This window comes from Pseudonocardia sp. ZF1, assembly GCF_056835605.1.
Genome location: NZ_JAJNBY010000001.1, coordinates 3,510,928 through 3,525,307 on the forward strand (window position 1 = coordinate 3,510,928; position 14,380 = coordinate 3,525,307).

Sequence of the window (14,380 nt, forward strand, 5' to 3'; positions counted from 1 at the left end):
GGACGGTTGCGAAGCCTACTCGTCGGTCCGCCCAGCGCTCGCTCTGATGCGGTGGGCGGTGGATCGTGGACGGGCGGGCGGCGCGACCCCCGCAGGCGGGTCACCGGGGGCACCCGGACGGGCACGACGGGCGGCCGGGCGGCCGCGCCGGAGGGGTCCTCACTCGAACCGCGACGGGTCCCCCGCGCCGTGCCGCACGATCTCCGGCTCGTCGCCGGACAGGTCGACGACGGTGGTCGGCTCGGTGCCGCAGTCCCCGGAGTCGATGACCGCGTCGACCTGGTTCTCCAGCTCCTCCTTGATCTCCCAGCCCTGCGTCATCGGCTCGTCGTGGCCGGGTAGCAGCAGCGTCGAGGACAGCAGCGGCTCCCCCAGCTCGGCGAGCAGCGCCTGGGTGGTGGCGTGGTCGGGGATGCGCACGCCGACGGTCTTCTTCTTCGGGTGCAGCAGCTGCTTGGGCACCTCCTTGGTGGCCGGGAGGATGAAGGTGTAGCTGCCCGGGGTGGACGCCTTCACCGCGCGGAACACGGAGTTGGAGATCTGCACGAACTGCCCGAGCTGCGCGAACTCCGCGCACACGAGGGTGAAGTGGTGCCGGTCGTCGAGCTTGCGGATCTGCCGGATCCGCTCCAGGCCGTCGCGGTTGCCCAGCGAGCAGCCCAGCGCGAAGCACGAGTCGGTCGGGTAGGCGATCAGGCCGCCGGAGCGCACGAGGTCCACGACCTGTCCGATGCTGCGCGGCTGCGGGTTCTGCGGGTGCACGTCGAAGTACCGGGCCATCGCGGCAACGTACCGGCTCGGCGGCCCACCCGGGGAGTTCGACGACCGGGTGGTCTCGGTGCGGCGGGAAACCGTTGCCCGCGACGCGCGGAGGGGGCCAGGATGCGATCCATGCACGTCGTGGAATACCGGCCGGAACGGCACGAGTTCGCCTGGACCTTCGGTGGCGTGCCCCCGGTGCGCCGGGTCGCGCCCGGGACCTGCCTGCGGCTGTGGACCGAGGACGCGTTCTCCGGGCGGCTCACGTCCACCTCGGACCGTCCGAGCGCGGTGCTCGACATGAGCGAGGTGAACCCGCAGACCGGGCCGTTCCACGTCGAGGGCGCCGAGCCGGGCGACACCCTGGCCATCCACCTCGTGGAGCTGACCCCGGCCCGGGACTGGGGTGCCTCCACCCTGATCCCGCTGTTCGGGGCGCTGTCGACGACCGACCGCACGGCGCTGCTGCACGAGCCGCTCCCCGAGCGGACCTGGATCTACCAGCTCGACCGGGCCGCGGGGACGGTGCTGTTCGAGGCGACGAGCGCGGACCTGCGCCTGGAGCTGCCGTGCAACCCGATGCTCGGCACCGTCGGCGTCGCCCCGCCCGGGCGGGAGGTGCGCAGCTCGCTGGTGCCCGACGTGTTCGGCGGGAACATGGACACCCCGGAGATGCGCGCCGGGGCGACCTGCTACCTGCAGGTCAACGTGCCCGGTGCGCTGTTCTCGGTCGGCGACGGCCACTACCGACAGGGCGAGGGCGAGAGCTGCGGCACGGCCGTCGAGGGCGCGATGGACGTCGTGCTGATCGTCGAGCTGATCAAGAACGCCCCGGTCCCGGCGTGGCCGCGGATCGAGACCGACACCCACTACCTCGTCGTCGGGTCCTCCCGTCCGCTGGAGGACGCGTGGCGGGCCAGCCAGGTCGGGATGATCGCCTGGCTGGGCGAGCTGTACGGGCTGGACCGGCTGGACGCCTACCAGCTGCTCACCCAGGCCGCGGAGTCACCGCTGGCCAACGTCGTCGACACCAACTACAGCGCCGTCACCAAGATCGCGAAGGCGCTGCTCCCGGCCGCCGCGGCCTACGGCGGCGTCCACCGTCACCTGTGCGAGCAGGCCCGCTCCCTGTAAGAGAGGCCCTTTCCATGGACATGCTGCTGAACGGACGTGTCGTGCTCGTGACCGGAGGGTCGCGCGGGATCGGGCGCGCGGTCGTCGCCGGGCTGGCGGCGGAGGGCGCGCGGGTCGCGTTCTGCGCCCGCGACGCCGACGGGGTCGCCGCCGCCGAGCAGGAGCTGCGCGCCGCGGGTGCCGGCGAGGTGGCCGGGACCGCCGTCGACGTCGCCGACGGCGAGGCCCTCGGCCGCTGGGTCGCCGACAGCGCCGAGCGGTTCGGGGCGGTGGACGCGGTCGTCGCGAACGTGAGCGCGCTGGCGATCGGCCCGGGCGAGCAGAACTGGCGCTCGAGCTTCGAGGTCGACCTGCTGCACACCGTGCGCCTGGTGGAGGCCGCGCTGCCGCACCTGGAGCGCAGCGACGCCGCCTCGGTCACCGCGGTGTCCAGCGTGTCCGGCCGCGAGATCGACTTCGCCGACGGCTCCTACGGCGTCATGAAGGCCGCGCTCGTGCATTACGTCTCCGGCCTGGCGTTCGACCTCGCGCCGAAGGGCATCCGGGCCAACGCGGTCTCCCCCGGCAACGTCTACTTCCCCGGCGGGGTGTGGGCGAACGTCGAGCAGCACGACCCCGCGCTGTACGCGGACGCGATGGGGCTCAACCCGACCGGCCGGATGGGCACCCCGGAGGAGACCGCCTACGCGGTGGTTTCGCTGGTCAGCCCGCGGGCGAGCCGGATCAGCGGCACCAACCTGGTGGTCGACGGGGCGCTGACCCGCGGGGTGCAGCTCTGACCCCTCACCCCAGCGCCTCGCGCACCACGCGCTCGGCGGGCGCGGTCCCGGCCGGCAGGTCGAACGCCGGCTCGCTCGCGGGCTCCAGCGGTGGCTGGGCGATCACCCGGGGCCGCCGGGCCGCCGGGGACATCGCCTGGGCGCGGTGCACGACGAACGGGTGCACCAGGTAGACGTCGCCGGCCCGGCCGCAGGCGGCGACCTCCGGGCGTCGCGCCGTCGCGGGAACGGCCTCGCCGCAGAACGGCAGCCAGTCCGCACCGGCCGCACCGTGGGGCGCGAGCAGTGGCGCGACGTCGCGGTGGGATCCGGAGCGCAGCAGCGTCGGGGCGTCGTCCGGGCCGACGTCGGAGTAGAGGAACAGCATCAGCAGGGACCGGCCCCGCGAGTCCACCGACAGCCGCGGTCCGCCGTCGGGCCCGGTGAAGGAGGACTCGACGTGCCATCCGTCGTCGCCGGGTGCACGACAGCGGGCGGCCGCCGCCGTCGTGAACGCGCCCGGGACGTGCACCCAGCCCTCACGGACGAACTGCTCGATCATCGCGCCACAGGGTGCCCCGGTGACGCGCTCGCGGCGACCGGTTTCCCGTCGAACCGGACACTCCATCCCGAACCGGTCCCGGGTTAGGGTCACCTCACCTGACCGAAGGAGACCGTCCGTGACGCCGCCCCGGGCCGCGGTGGCCCTCGCCGCCCTGCTCACCCTGTTCCTCGCCGCGTGCTCCGCGCCCGGCTCGGGCCCCACCGACGGCGGGGAGACCCGCACGGTCGCCACCGCGCGCGGCGAGGTCGCGGTCCCGGCCGCGCCGCGGCGGGTCGTCGTGCTGGAGCCGGTGCAGCTCGACACCACCGTCGCCCTCGACGCACCGCCGGTCGGGGCCGGGGTCCTGTCCGAGGGCACCGGGGTGCCCGCCTACCTCGGCGACGCCGGTGCGCAGGTGGCGGTCGTCGGGACCGTCGCCGAGCCCGACCTGGAACGGGTCGCGGCCCAGCGACCCGACCTGATCCTGGGCACCGAGTCCCGGCACGCCGCGCTGTACGACCGGCTGACCGCGATCGCGCCGACGGCGTTCATGGCCTCGCAGGCCGACCCGTGGCAGGACAACGTCCGCTTCGTCGGCCGGGCGCTCGGCCGCGAGGACGACACCGAGCAGCTGCTCACCCGCTACCGGGACCGCTGCGCCGAGGTGGCGCGCACCCACGACACGGCCGGGCGGACCGCGCAGATGATCCGCCCCCGCGACGGTCTGCTCACCCTGTACGGGCCGACGTCGTTCGCGGGCAGCACCCTGGAGTGCGCCGGGTTCACCATCCCGCCCCGGGACTGGGAGAACTCGATCTCGGTGGACCTCTCCCCCGAGCTGGTCCAGCAGGCCCGCGCCGACGAGGTGTTCCTGACCGCGACCGACCCGGCGTCGCCGTCGGCGGTGCCGCCGGCCGTCCAGGCGGTGCGCGCGCAGGTCTTCCCGCGGCTGCACCCGGTCGACCAGTCGGTCTGGATCACCGGCGTCGGGCCGCTCGGCGGGCAGAGGGTGCTCGACGACATCGAGCGGACGCTGGGCCGGTGAGCCCCCTGTCGGGGTCGCCGAACGTCCTGTTCGCCGCCCGGGTGCTCGCCGTCGGCGTGCCCTCCCCCGGGTTCCGGCGGATCGTCCTGGGCGGTCCGGAGCTGTCGCGGTTCGCCCCGCACGGCCGGGACCAGCGGGTCAAGCTGCTGGTCCCGCCGGACGACGGCTATCCCGCCTCGCTCACCTCCGGCCTGCCGGAACGCGAGTGGCGGGCCCGGCTGCGGAAGCTGCCCGCCGGCACGCGGCCGGTGCTGCGCAGCTACACCCCGGCCGCGGTCCGGCCGGGGCGCGGTGAGGTCGACCTCGACGTGTTCCGCCACTCCCGGCCGGGCCCGGCGAGCGCGTGGGCCGCGGTCGCCCGGCCCGGCGACCCCGTCCTGCTCTCCGGGCCGGACGTGCGGCGCGGCAACCCCGGTCACGGCGTGCAGTGGGACCCGGGCCCCGCCACCGAGGTACTGATCACCGGCGACGAGACCGCGCTGCCCGCCGTGCGCGGCATCCTCGCCGCGCTCCCGCCGCACCACCGGGGCCGGGTGCTCGTCGAGGTCGGCGACCCGGCCGACGCCGTCGGGCTCACCGACGTCCATCCGGGGGTGACGGTGGAGGTCTGCCGGCGGCCCGGGCGCCCGCTGCTCGACGCCGTCGCCGACTGGGCCGACGCCCACGGTGCCGCGGCCGCCCGCCTCGGCGAGCACTTCTACGCCTGGAACGCCACCGAGAGCACGCGGGTGGCGCGGGTGCGGGCGCTGCTGCACGAGGCGGGCGTCGCCCCGGACCGGGTCCACGCGCAGGGCTACTGGCACGACCGGCCCCGTCCCGCTGCCCGCTGATCACCCGGCCGTCATCCGGGTGTGGCCCTGCGGCCATGACCGGCGCGCAGCGTTGCCACACGTGGACGAGACCCCGGTCGAGCCTCAGGCCGACGCCCCCGACCCCCTGATCCCGCACCCCGCCGCGGCCGACCCCGGGCACTTCCGGGTCGACGACTCCGACGACGACGACCCGACTCTCGTCGGTCCCGAGGGCAGCCCGGTCGACACCTGGCGCCAGGGCTACCCCTACGACGACCGTCTGTCCCGCCTGGAGTACGAGCGCCAGAAGCGGCTGCTGCAGATCGAGCTGCTGAAGCTGCAGAACTGGGTCAAGGACACCGGCAACCGGATCGTCGTGCTGTTCGAGGGCCGCGACGCCGCGGGCAAGGGCGGGACGATCAAGCGGTTCACCGAGCACCTCAACCCCCGCGGCTGCCGGGTGGTGGCGCTGGAGAAGCCGACCGAGCGCGAGGCGGGCCAGTGGTACTTCCAGCGCTACGTGCAGCATCTGCCCTCGGCCGGGGAGATCGTGCTGTTCGACCGGTCCTGGTACAACCGGGCCGGCGTCGAGCGGGTCATGGGCTTCACCGACCCCCGCTCCTACATGGAGTTCCTGCGGGCCACCCCGGAGCTGGAGCGGATGCTCGTGCGGTCCGGGGTCCACCTGGTGAAGCTGTGGTTCTCGGTGTCACGCGACGAGCAGCGCACCCGCTTCCTGATCCGTCAGGTCGACCCGGTGCGCCAGTGGAAGCTGTCCCCGATGGACCTCGCCTCACTGGACAAGTGGGAGGCCTACACCGAGGCCAAGGAGGCGATGTTCTTCTACACCGACACCAAGGACGCTCCCTGGACGGTGATCAAGAGCAACGACAAGAAGCGCGCACGGCTCGAGGCGATGCGTCACGTCCTGGGCCTGTTCGACTACCCCGGCAAGGACTCCGGGGTGGCGTCCCCGCCGGACCGGCTCATCGTCGGGCCCGCCGCGGAGATGTTCGAGCAGGACGAGGGCCCGAACCGCTTCCCGCCGCTGACCGACAAGCACCACTGACCCGCGGGGGCGACGCTCAGGCGGGCTCGGCTACCAGCGTCATGGTCAGCGAGTGGCCGAGGCCCAGGCCGGGTCCCGCGGCCCGTTCGAGTCCGAGCAGGGTCCCGGCGAGCCGGTCGGCGTCGGCGTCGGCGAGCGGACCCGCCCCCCGGTACGGCTCCAGGGCGCCGTTCCAGCGGTCGGCGAACCCGCGCAGCCAGGACAGCACCTCCTCCGGGGCGCCTCCGGTCGCGGGGGTGAACCGGAGGTCGTCGGGGTCGACCCGGGACGGGTCGCGGACCAGGTCGTTCACCAGGGTCCGGAAGCGCGGCACCGCCGGGTGGAAGGTGCCGGTGGCGGTGTGCCGTCCCACCAGGACCGACCGGTCGACGGCGGTGCGCGACACCAGCCGCGCACCGCTGCCGGCCAGCGCGGCGTCGACGGTGGCGTCGAGTTCGGCGCGGCCGTAGAAGGTCATCGGCTCGGAGATCGCCCCGCCGCCGCCGGCGAAGAAGCTCATCGCGTAGTCCCAGCGCTCGGTGCTCCAGCGGGGCTGCCACTCCACCGAGTACCGGCCGAGGACGTCGACGACGACCGCGGCGCGCCGCCCCCGGGCCGCGACGGCCGTCAGCACCGATCCCAGTGCGGCGACGAGCTCGTCGCGGGTGAGGTGGGAGTACGGCACCCCGCAGGACAGGTAGAGGTCGAACGCGCCGTCGGGCAGCGCGTCGCGCACGTCGCCGAGCACGAACGACGCCGACGGCGAACCGACGGTGTCCCGCGCGGTGGCGACCATCTCCGGATCGACGTCGAGACCGACGTAGCGCAGCCGGTCCTCCGCGACGATCGGCGCGGCGTCCGGTGCCGGGCGGGTGAGGAGGGCGAACCCGTCGGCGGTGCCGGACCCGACGTCGAGCACGGCGACCGGGGACCCGGGCCGCAGGTGCAGCGCGGCCAGCGCACCCGCGATGACCCGCCGGGTGACCGGCTCCTCGGAGCCGACCTTGACGGGGTCCCGTCGCGACGGGGACAGGTAGTGGGCGCTCGCGCCGCGGTAGGACGGGGCCTGCTCGGAACGGCTCACCGTTCCTTCCTACACCGAGAAGATCATTCTCGGCTCACCGCGGGCGGCCGGGGTCGGGCCGGCCGCCCGCGGGAGGTCAGCGGGGACGGCTCAGGCGAGGTCGTCCAGCTCGCCGTTCCTGATCGAGGCCAGGAAGGCGGCCATCTCGGTCGCCGGGAAGGCGAGCACGGTGCCGTGCGGGTCCCGCGAGTTGCGGACCGCCACGGTCCCCCCGGTCACGACGGCGAGCTCGACGCAGTTGCCCTGGTAGCCGCTGCGCACGCTCTTGCGCCACGCCAGCGAATCGATCGCCGCGGGGCCGCTCAGGTGCATCTGTTCCATGCGAATGCTCACCTCATCTGCACGTGCATTCTCCGTTGCGGAGAAGCTAGCAGGGGGCAAGCAGTTCGGTCGTGCAAAACAGGACGGACGCGCCCGGCGGTCGTCCGGCCGCGCCCGAGTGCGCCGCACCGGCCGTGGGCGGTCGGCATCGGACGGTGTCCCCCACTACCGGGGACAGTGGTGCCGTTCGTCGCCCGGGAGCGACGTCGGTGCAGGTCAGCGCTCGGCGCGCAGCTTGCTCAGGGCCTGCTTGGTCTGCTCCGGGCTGAGCGCGTCGACGGTGAGCCGGTCCATCGACCGGCCGTAGCGCTCGACGTCGGCCCGCTTGTCCAGATAGGAGGACCCGGTCATCTCCTCGAGGTAGACCAGGTCGGGCAGCTCGGGCTCCGCGAAGCGCAGCATGGTGAAGGCGTGCTCGGCGCCGTAGCCGGACAGGTCCCAGGGCAGCAGCTGGACGATGACGTTCGGCAGCGACGACAGCTCGACCAGATGGTCGAGCTGGGCGCGGAAGACCGCCTCCCCGCCGACCGGCCGGTGCAGCACGGCCTCGTCGAGCACGGTCCAGAAGGTCGGGGCGTCCTTGCGGTGCAGCACGCGCTGGCGCCGCAGCCGCACCTCCAGGCGCTTCTCGACGTCGGCCCGCTCGGCGGGCGGCAGATCGGTGTGGCCGCCGCTGACGACCGCGCGGGCGTAGTCCTCGGTCTGCAGCAGGCCGGGGACGAACAGCAGCTCGTAGGACGAGATCCGCGACGCCGAGGCCTCCAGACCCACGAAGTCCTCGAACCAGCCGGGGACGACGTCGTTGTACCGCGCCCACCAGCCGCTGGCGTTGCTCTCCTCGGCCATCGACAGCACCTGGTCGCGCTCGGGGCCCTCGGCGACGCCGTACATCGTCAGCAGGTCGGCCACGTCGCGCTGCTTGAACCCGACCTTGCCGGACTCCAGCCTGCTCATCTTCGAGTCCGAGCCGCGGATCGCGTACGCCGCGTCGGCCCGGGAGATGCCCGCGCGCTCCCGCAACCGGCGCAGGTGGGAACCGAGGACGATGCGCCGCGCGGTCGGGCCGCGGTCGGCACCGGGCGGGGTGGGGCTGTTCGGGCTGGGGACCACCGGGACGGGCTCCTGCGGGTTGCGGGGACTGCCGATCGGGTGACCCAGCCTACACAGCGGGTCCGCAGGTCGTCAGCGGTCTCGATCACCGGGCACGTCCGGACGGTGACGGTGCGTGCCCGTCGGGCCGGTCCGCTACGGTGGCCCGCACCGGTGATCGGCGCCACGACGGGCGCCGCCCGGGCACCGACCGACGACCCGGCGCGACGGCGCCGACGACGCAGTGAGGACTCCGCCGATGGCCCAGCCGACCGAGGGTCGCGCTCCCGCGTACATCGACACGACCAAGGCCAGCATCGCCCGGGTCTACGACTACGCGCTCGGTGGGAAGGACAACTACGAGGTCGACCGGGAGACCATCGAACGGGTCCGGCAGGTGGCCCCCGAGGTCAACATGCTCGCGATCGACAACCGGGCGTTCCTCATCCGGGCGGCGCGCTTCATCGCCACCCAGACCTCCATCACCCAGTACCTGGACTGCGGCTCCGGCCTGCCGACCGCGGAGAACACCCACCAGGTGGTGCAGCGGCTGCAGCCCGAGGCCCGGGTCGCCTACGTCGACAACGACCCGACCGTCATCGCGCACGGCCAGGCGCTGCTGGAGGACAACGAGTTCACCCGCTTCTCCGCCGCGGACATCCGCGAGCCGGAGACGGTGCTGGCCGACCCGTCGGTCCAGGGCTTCCTCGACCTGGACCAGCCGCTCGCGCTGTTCCAGGTCGGCACCATCCACCACTTCGACGACGCCGTGGACCCGCAGGCGATCATGGCGCGCTACATCGAGCGGCTCGCCCCCGGCAGCGTCGTCGCGATCGCGCACTTCTTCGACCCGGAGAACGCCGACAGCGAGCTGGCCCGCCGGATGGAGCAGGTCTTCGTCCACAGCCCGATGGGCAGCGGCCGGTTCCGCACGCACGCCGAGATCAGCGGCCTGTTCCCCGGGCTCGAGCTGGTCGACCCGGGCATCGTCCCCTGCTACCGGTGGTGGCCCGACGGCCCGCAGCTGCGCACCGAGGACCCGGTGCAGCGCTGCATCGTCGGCGGGGTCGGCATCAAGCGATGAGTTCGCGGGGCCGCCGCGGTCGGAACGGGTGAGACCCACCGACCCCGGGAGGCCCCCGTGCCCGTCACCCTGGACCGCACCGCCGCGCTCCTGCACGACGCCGTCGACGCCGGGCGCGTGCCGGGGCTGGTCGCCGCCGTCGACGACCCCCGGCACGGCACCGCGGTGCACGTCCTCGGCGACGACGGCGCCGGACACCCGCTGCGCCGCGACACGGTCGTGCGGATCGCCTCGATCACCAAGCCCGTCGTCGCGGTCGCCGCGCTCGCACTCGTCGAGGACGGGATGCTGGACCTCGACGGGCCGGTCGCGGCGTGGCTCCCGGAGCTGGCCGCGCCGCGGGTGCTGCGCCACGAGGCGGCCGAGCTCGACGACACCGTCCCCGCGCGCCGGCCGATCACCCTCTACGACCTGTTGACCTACCGCTGCGGGATCGGAATGCTCCCCCGGCCCGGCGCCGATCTGCCCGTGCAGCGCGCCACCGCCGGGCTCGGCAGCGACGGGCCGCCGGGCAGCTACCCGCTGCCCGACCCCGACACCTGGACCGCACGGCTCGCCGCGGTGCCGCTCGTCGCGCAGCCGGGATCGCGCTGGCTCTACCAGACCAGCGGCGACCTGCTCGGCGTCCTGCTCGCCCGCCGCTGCGGCACCGACCTGCAGACCGTGCTGGCCGAGCGGGTGTTCACCCCGCTCGGCATGCGCGACACCGGTTTCTCGGTACCCGTCGCCGACCGGGACCGGTTCGTCCCGCTGCTGACCGCCGCACCCGGCGGGGGCTTCACCGTGACCGACCCGGTCGACGGCGCGTGGGCGGCCCCGCCGGTGTTCCCGTCCGGGGGCGGCGGCCTGGTCTCCACCCTGGACGACCTGCTCGCGTTCACCCGGGCACTGCGCGGGGGCGGCAGCCCGGTCCTGTCCCCCGGCGCCGTCGCCGAGCTGACCACCGACCGGCTGAGCGCCGCACAGCGGGCCGGCGCCGCACCGTTCCTCGACGACGGCTGCGGCTGGGGCCTGGGCCTGGCCGTCGAGGACGGCGGCCGCCACGGCTGGGACGGCGGCCTGGGCACCGGGTGGCGCTCCGACCCGTCGACCGGGGTGATCTCGCTGCTGCTGACCCAGGTCGCGTGGGACGACCCCGGGGGCCCCGCACTCCTGCGCTCCTTCCGCGCCGCGGCGCACTCCTGAGCGGACCCACCGTGGGCCGGACGCTCGAGGTCGTCGTGCACGGGTCCGCTTCGGCGGCCGAGCACACCCGGTCACACCAATTGCGTGACGGTGCCCGGGGAGCGCATACTCATCGTAATTCAACATCAGTTGAAATGAGGTGGGTGCGATGTCGGAGCGGACGACGTGCTGCGTGGTCGGGGGCGGCCCGGCCGGGATGATGCTGGGGCTGCTGCTGGCCCGGGCCGGGGTCGAGGTGACCGTGCTGGAGAAGCACGGCGACTTCCTGCGGGACTTCCGCGGGGACACCGTGCACCCCACCACCCTGGACCTGCTCGACGACCTGGGGCTGGGCGAGCGGTTCGCCGCGCTGCCGCAGAGCCGGGTCGACGAGGTCGTGATCCCGGATGAGCGGGGCGGTGCGCAGCGGATCGGGGACATGTCCCTGCTGCGCCGGGTCGGGGTGCGTCACCCCTATGTCGCGCTCGTGCCGCAGTGGGACCTGCTGAACCTGCTCGCCGATGTCGCCGCCGACGAGCCCGCCTTCCACCTGCGGCTCGACACCCGGGCCACGTCGCTGGTCCGGGAGAACGGGCGGGTCGTCGGCGTCCGGTACGCGACGACGACCGCGCCCGGCGAGGAGACCACCGGCGAGATCCGGGCCGACCTCACCGTCGCCTGCGACGGCAGGCACTCGGTCCTGCGTGCCGGGTCCGGCCTGCCCGTGACCGAGTACGACGTCCCGTTCGACACCTGGTGGTTCCGGCTGCCGCGGCACCCCGAGGAGCAGCGGGCCACCCTGCGCCCGCGGATCGGGAAGGGGCGCTTCGCGGTGGTGATCCCGCGCGAGGGCTACTACCAGATCGGCTACCTCGCCCCCAAGGGCACCGACGCGCGGCTGCGCGCCGCGGGCGTCGAGGCGTTCCGGGCCGACATCGCCGACCTGATGCCGGAGTACGCCGACCGGGTCGACCGGATCGCGTCGATGGACGAGGTGAAGCACCTCGACGTGAAGCTCAACCGGCTGCGCCGCTGGCACGTCGACGGCCTGCTCTGCATCGGCGACGCCGCGCACGCGATGTCCCCCATCGGCGGCGTCGGGATCAACCTCGCGATCCAGGACGCGGTCGCCGCCGCGACCCTGCTCGCAGCCCCGCTGCAGCGGGGCACCCTCACCGAGCGGGACCTCGGCCGGGTCCGCAACCGCAGGCTGCTCCCGACGGTGCTGGTCCAGGGCCTGCAGCGGATCATGCACCGGAACATCGCCGGCCCGGCGCTGGCGGGACGGCTCGACGGTCCCCCGGCTCCGCTGCTGCGGCTGATGCGCGCGGTCCCGGCCGCCCAGATCGTGCCCGCCTACCTGGTGGGCGTGGGCTTCCGGCCGGAGCGGGCCCCGGACTTCGCCCGTCGCGAGCCCGTCCCGGCCGGCTGAGCCGCGGCTAGGCTCGCCGGGTGCTGCCCCTGGACGCCCTCGACGTCGACCTGCTCGCCGCGCTGCGCGACCGGCCGCGGGCCGGGGTGCTGGAGCTCTCGCGCACCCTGCGGGTCGCCCGCGGGACGGTGCAGGCGCGACTGGACCGGCTGGAGCGTGCCGGGGTCGTCACCGGGTACGGGCCGGACGTCGACCTCCCGGCGGCCGGGTACGGCGTGCAGGCGTTCGTGACGCTGGAGATCGCGCAGGGCGAGCTGGGCGACGTCGCCGCCGAGCTCGCCGCGCTGCCCGCGGTCACCGAGGCGTACGCGACGACCGGCTCGTCGGACGTGATGTGCCGGCTCGCGGCGTCGTCGCACGAGGACCTGCAGGACACCCTGCTCGCGCTCGGCCGCTCACCGCTGGTGGCCCGCTCCACCAGCGTGGTGGTGCTGTCCACCCTGGTCGCGCCGCGCTGGCGGCCGCTGCTGGAGCGCGACCACCGCGAGGGCCCGAGCCGGGCGCCCGCCTACCGGGACTGACCGGACCCGTGGCTCGACGGTGCCGGCGCCCCGCGACGGCCGGGTCAGCCGAGGTGGTGCGCCGCCCGGTGCGCGCCGAGCACGTCCAGGCCGAAGTCCGTCGACGGGTCGCGCCACACCGAGTGCGCGTGGTTGGCGTCGCGCTGGGTGTTGTCCCACTCGATGAGCAGGCGCGGACCCTGCACCCGGTAGTAGTTCGGGGCGCCGTCCTCCAGCGGCCCCGCCCAGGCGAGGTGCACGGCGTCGAGCTCGGCGTCGTCGTCGTAGCGGGAGATCGGCTGCAGCGGCTCGGCGACCCGCTTCAGGTAGGTGCCCAGCAACGCGCGCAGCATCTCGCGACCCCCGGCGTCCAGGTCGGACGCCGGCACGCCGACCGGGGTGCGCGACAGCGCGACGGTCTCCTTCTGCGCGTCGGTGAACGCGGCCCGCTCCTCGATGGCCTCGCTCATGTCGTCGAGCTTGCGCTGCTGCTCGGGGTCGGCGAAGGACTCGGTGCGCCAGATCCCGGCCAGCGGGATCCAGTTGTCGCCCTCCTGCGGCTCGGTGCGGTTCGCGGCGACGAGGTCCGGCGGGGCCTTGTCCAGCAGCACCGCACGCCCGCGCAGCTCGGCGGGCAGCGAGCGGACGAGGTCACGGGCGAGGTCCTCGACCCGTCCGAGCGGGCGGAGCACGGCGTCGCCGAGCAGCTCGGAGGTCGCGGGATCGGCGCCCAGGAAGCACGGGGTCGAGGCGACCACGACACCGTCCACGACGAGGAAGTTGACCGACACGTGGTGCCCACCGAAGCGCCAGCCCCAGGTGCCGGTGTCCCCCGGCTCGCCGAAGACGCGCAGGTGGTACATCTGCGGGTCCCGGCCGCGGGTCCGGTCGAACAGGGTCACGAAGCCCTCGGTGTGGTCGAGGACGTTCTCCAGCCCCATCACGGTCGCGACGGTGACGTAGGCGGCCCGCGACAGCCCGGACGCGACCAGCTTCATCGCAGCGCGCTGCTGCGGCGGGAGCTGGTCGTGGAAGGTGAGCCCGCCGTGGTCGGTGGGGGTGTAGAACCAGCGGCGTCGCTCGGCGTCGGCGTCGCCGTCACCGGTCGGGGCGTGCCCGACGGCGACCTCCCGCTGCGCCGGGTCGAGGGTGTCCAGCCAGGCCGACGCGGCCCCGGCCATCGCGTCCGCCGTCTCCCGGGTGTCCGCCGCACCGATCATCCTGCCGACGGTAGCGACTGCGGGCAGACTCCACCGGGCGAGATGCGCCATACTCGTTGTGCACAATCAATCGAGCCGGAGGCAACGATGCCCACTCCCACCGACGACAACCGCGACCTGCTCACCGTGATCGCCCGGATGCGGGCGAAGCCGGGCAAGGAGGAGGAGCTGAAGGCGGAGCTCGAGAAGCTGATCGAGCCGACGTCGCAGGAGGACGGCTACGTCAACTACGACCTCCACCAGGGCTGGGACGACCCCGCGGTGTTCTTCTTCTACGAGAACTGGGAGTCCGAGGCGAAGCTCGACGCGCACCTGCAGACCCCGCACCTGGTGCACTTCGTCGGGATCATGGGCGACCTGCTCGACGGCGAGCTCGTGATCCAGAAGCTGCGCCGCATCGCCTGAGC

16 protein-coding genes are annotated in these 14,380 nt (G+C 74.1%); 10 read left to right on the forward strand and 6 right to left on the reverse strand.

The window, feature by feature from the left end; all coding sequences use genetic code 11:
- Window positions 1-159: 159 nt before the first annotated feature.
- A complete protein-coding gene (locus tag ZF1_RS16910) occupies window positions 160-780 on the reverse strand; it encodes an L-threonylcarbamoyladenylate synthase (protein ID WP_062395872.1) in 621 nt (206 codons plus the stop codon).
- A 111-nt stretch (window positions 781-891) separates the two neighbouring features.
- Here ZF1_RS16910 and ZF1_RS16915 point away from each other — a divergent pair, with 111 nt between their 5' ends.
- The gene (locus ZF1_RS16915) at window positions 892-1,893 is read left to right on the forward strand and encodes an acetamidase/formamidase family protein (protein WP_482637751.1); all 1,002 of its coding nucleotides are present in this window, start codon (window positions 892-894) and stop codon (window positions 1,891-1,893) included.
- Window positions 1,894-1,907: 14 nt separating this feature from the next.
- Window positions 1,908-2,672: an SDR family NAD(P)-dependent oxidoreductase gene (locus tag ZF1_RS16920; protein ID WP_482637752.1), complete on the forward strand. Its 765-nt coding sequence runs from the start codon at window positions 1,908-1,910 to the stop codon at window positions 2,670-2,672.
- A gap of 4 nt (window positions 2,673-2,676) precedes the next feature.
- Here the strand turns inward: ZF1_RS16920 and ZF1_RS16925 are convergent, their stop codons facing one another.
- On the reverse strand, window positions 2,677-3,213 hold the full coding sequence (locus ZF1_RS16925; protein ID WP_482637753.1) for a phytanoyl-CoA dioxygenase family protein: 537 nt from the start codon (window positions 3,211-3,213) through the stop codon (window positions 2,677-2,679).
- A gap of 118 nt (window positions 3,214-3,331) precedes the next feature.
- On the opposite strand from ZF1_RS16925, the gene ZF1_RS16930 reads away from it, so the two are divergent.
- From ZF1_RS16930 to ppk2, 3 genes are all read left to right on the forward strand, one after another.
- Window positions 3,332-4,240 carry an ABC transporter substrate-binding protein gene (locus ZF1_RS16930; RefSeq protein ID WP_482637754.1) on the forward strand — a complete coding sequence of 303 codons (909 nt, stop codon included), beginning with the start codon at window positions 3,332-3,334 and terminating at the stop codon, window positions 4,238-4,240.
- Window positions 4,237-5,070, forward strand: a complete 834-nt coding sequence (locus tag ZF1_RS16935; RefSeq protein WP_482637755.1) for a siderophore-interacting protein — start codon at window positions 4,237-4,239, stop codon at window positions 5,068-5,070. The genes ZF1_RS16930 and ZF1_RS16935 overlap by 4 nt, the downstream gene beginning before the upstream one ends.
- A 61-nt stretch (window positions 5,071-5,131) precedes the next feature.
- Entirely contained in the window at window positions 5,132-6,100 is a 969-nt protein-coding gene (ppk2, locus tag ZF1_RS16940; protein WP_482637756.1) for a polyphosphate kinase 2, read from the forward strand.
- Between the two features lie 16 nt (window positions 6,101-6,116).
- Here the strand turns inward: ppk2 and ZF1_RS16945 are convergent, their stop codons facing one another.
- The 3 genes from ZF1_RS16945 to ZF1_RS16955 form a co-directional block, all read right to left on the reverse strand.
- The gene (locus ZF1_RS16945; protein ID WP_476651777.1) at window positions 6,117-7,163 is read right to left on the reverse strand and encodes a class I SAM-dependent methyltransferase; all 1,047 of its coding nucleotides are present in this window, start codon (window positions 7,161-7,163) and stop codon (window positions 6,117-6,119) included.
- Window positions 7,164-7,253: 90 nt separating this feature from the next.
- Window positions 7,254-7,484, reverse strand: a complete 231-nt coding sequence (locus ZF1_RS16950; RefSeq protein ID WP_179762484.1) for a DUF397 domain-containing protein — start codon at window positions 7,482-7,484, stop codon at window positions 7,254-7,256.
- Window positions 7,485-7,700: 216 nt separating this feature from the next.
- Complete coding sequence (locus tag ZF1_RS16955) at window positions 7,701-8,594, reverse strand: helix-turn-helix domain-containing protein (protein ID WP_482637757.1); 894 nt, start codon at window positions 8,592-8,594, stop codon at window positions 7,701-7,703.
- Window positions 8,595-8,832: 238 nt separating this feature from the next.
- Between ZF1_RS16955 and ZF1_RS16960 the strand changes: the two genes are divergently transcribed.
- The 4 genes from ZF1_RS16960 to ZF1_RS16975 all read left to right on the forward strand — a co-directional run bounded on the left by ZF1_RS16960 (window position 8,833) and on the right by ZF1_RS16975 (window position 12,774).
- Window positions 8,833-9,657: an SAM-dependent methyltransferase gene (locus tag ZF1_RS16960; RefSeq protein WP_482637758.1), complete on the forward strand. Its 825-nt coding sequence runs from the start codon at window positions 8,833-8,835 to the stop codon at window positions 9,655-9,657.
- 57 nt (window positions 9,658-9,714) lie between these two features.
- On the forward strand, window positions 9,715-10,842 hold the full coding sequence (locus ZF1_RS16965) for a serine hydrolase domain-containing protein (RefSeq protein WP_482637759.1): 1,128 nt from the start codon (window positions 9,715-9,717) through the stop codon (window positions 10,840-10,842).
- A gap of 148 nt (window positions 10,843-10,990) precedes the next feature.
- On the forward strand, window positions 10,991-12,253 hold the full coding sequence (locus ZF1_RS16970) for an FAD-dependent oxidoreductase (protein WP_482637760.1): 1,263 nt from the start codon (window positions 10,991-10,993) through the stop codon (window positions 12,251-12,253).
- A 20-nt stretch (window positions 12,254-12,273) separates the two neighbouring features.
- Window positions 12,274-12,774, forward strand: coding sequence for an Lrp/AsnC family transcriptional regulator (locus ZF1_RS16975; RefSeq protein ID WP_179762481.1), 501 nt, complete (start codon window positions 12,274-12,276; stop codon window positions 12,772-12,774).
- Window positions 12,775-12,818: 44 nt separating this feature from the next.
- Here the strand turns inward: ZF1_RS16975 and ZF1_RS16980 are convergent, their stop codons facing one another.
- Window positions 12,819-13,973, reverse strand: coding sequence for a DUF3500 domain-containing protein (locus tag ZF1_RS16980; RefSeq protein WP_405416603.1), 1,155 nt, complete (start codon window positions 13,971-13,973; stop codon window positions 12,819-12,821).
- 87 nt (window positions 13,974-14,060) lie between these two features.
- On the opposite strand from ZF1_RS16980, the gene ZF1_RS16985 reads away from it, so the two are divergent.
- Window positions 14,061-14,378, forward strand: coding sequence for a putative quinol monooxygenase (locus ZF1_RS16985; protein ID WP_224402185.1), 318 nt, complete (start codon window positions 14,061-14,063; stop codon window positions 14,376-14,378).
- The last annotated feature ends 2 nt before the right edge of the window (window positions 14,379-14,380 follow it).

Coding starts and splice junctions, on each gene's coding strand:
- ZF1_RS16970 (WP_482637760.1), top strand. CDS start 10,991: ATGTCGGAGCGGACGACGTGCTGCGTGGTCGGGGGCGGCCCGGCCGGG.
- ZF1_RS16920 (WP_482637752.1), top strand. CDS start 1,908: ATGGACATGCTGCTGAACGGACGTGTCGTGCTCGTGACCGGAGGGTCG.
- ZF1_RS16910 (WP_062395872.1), bottom strand. CDS start 780: ATGGCCCGGTACTTCGACGTGCACCCGCAGAACCCGCAGCCGCGCAGC.
- ZF1_RS16985 (WP_224402185.1), top strand. CDS start 14,061: ATGCCCACTCCCACCGACGACAACCGCGACCTGCTCACCGTGATCGCC.
- ZF1_RS16980 (WP_405416603.1), bottom strand. CDS start 13,973: ATGATCGGTGCGGCGGACACCCGGGAGACGGCGGACGCGATGGCCGGG.
- ZF1_RS16960 (WP_482637758.1), top strand. CDS start 8,833: ATGGCCCAGCCGACCGAGGGTCGCGCTCCCGCGTACATCGACACGACC.
- ZF1_RS16915 (WP_482637751.1), top strand. CDS start 892: ATGCACGTCGTGGAATACCGGCCGGAACGGCACGAGTTCGCCTGGACC.
- ZF1_RS16925 (WP_482637753.1), bottom strand. CDS start 3,213: ATGATCGAGCAGTTCGTCCGTGAGGGCTGGGTGCACGTCCCGGGCGCG.
- ZF1_RS16950 (WP_179762484.1), bottom strand. CDS start 7,484: ATGGAACAGATGCACCTGAGCGGCCCCGCGGCGATCGATTCGCTGGCG.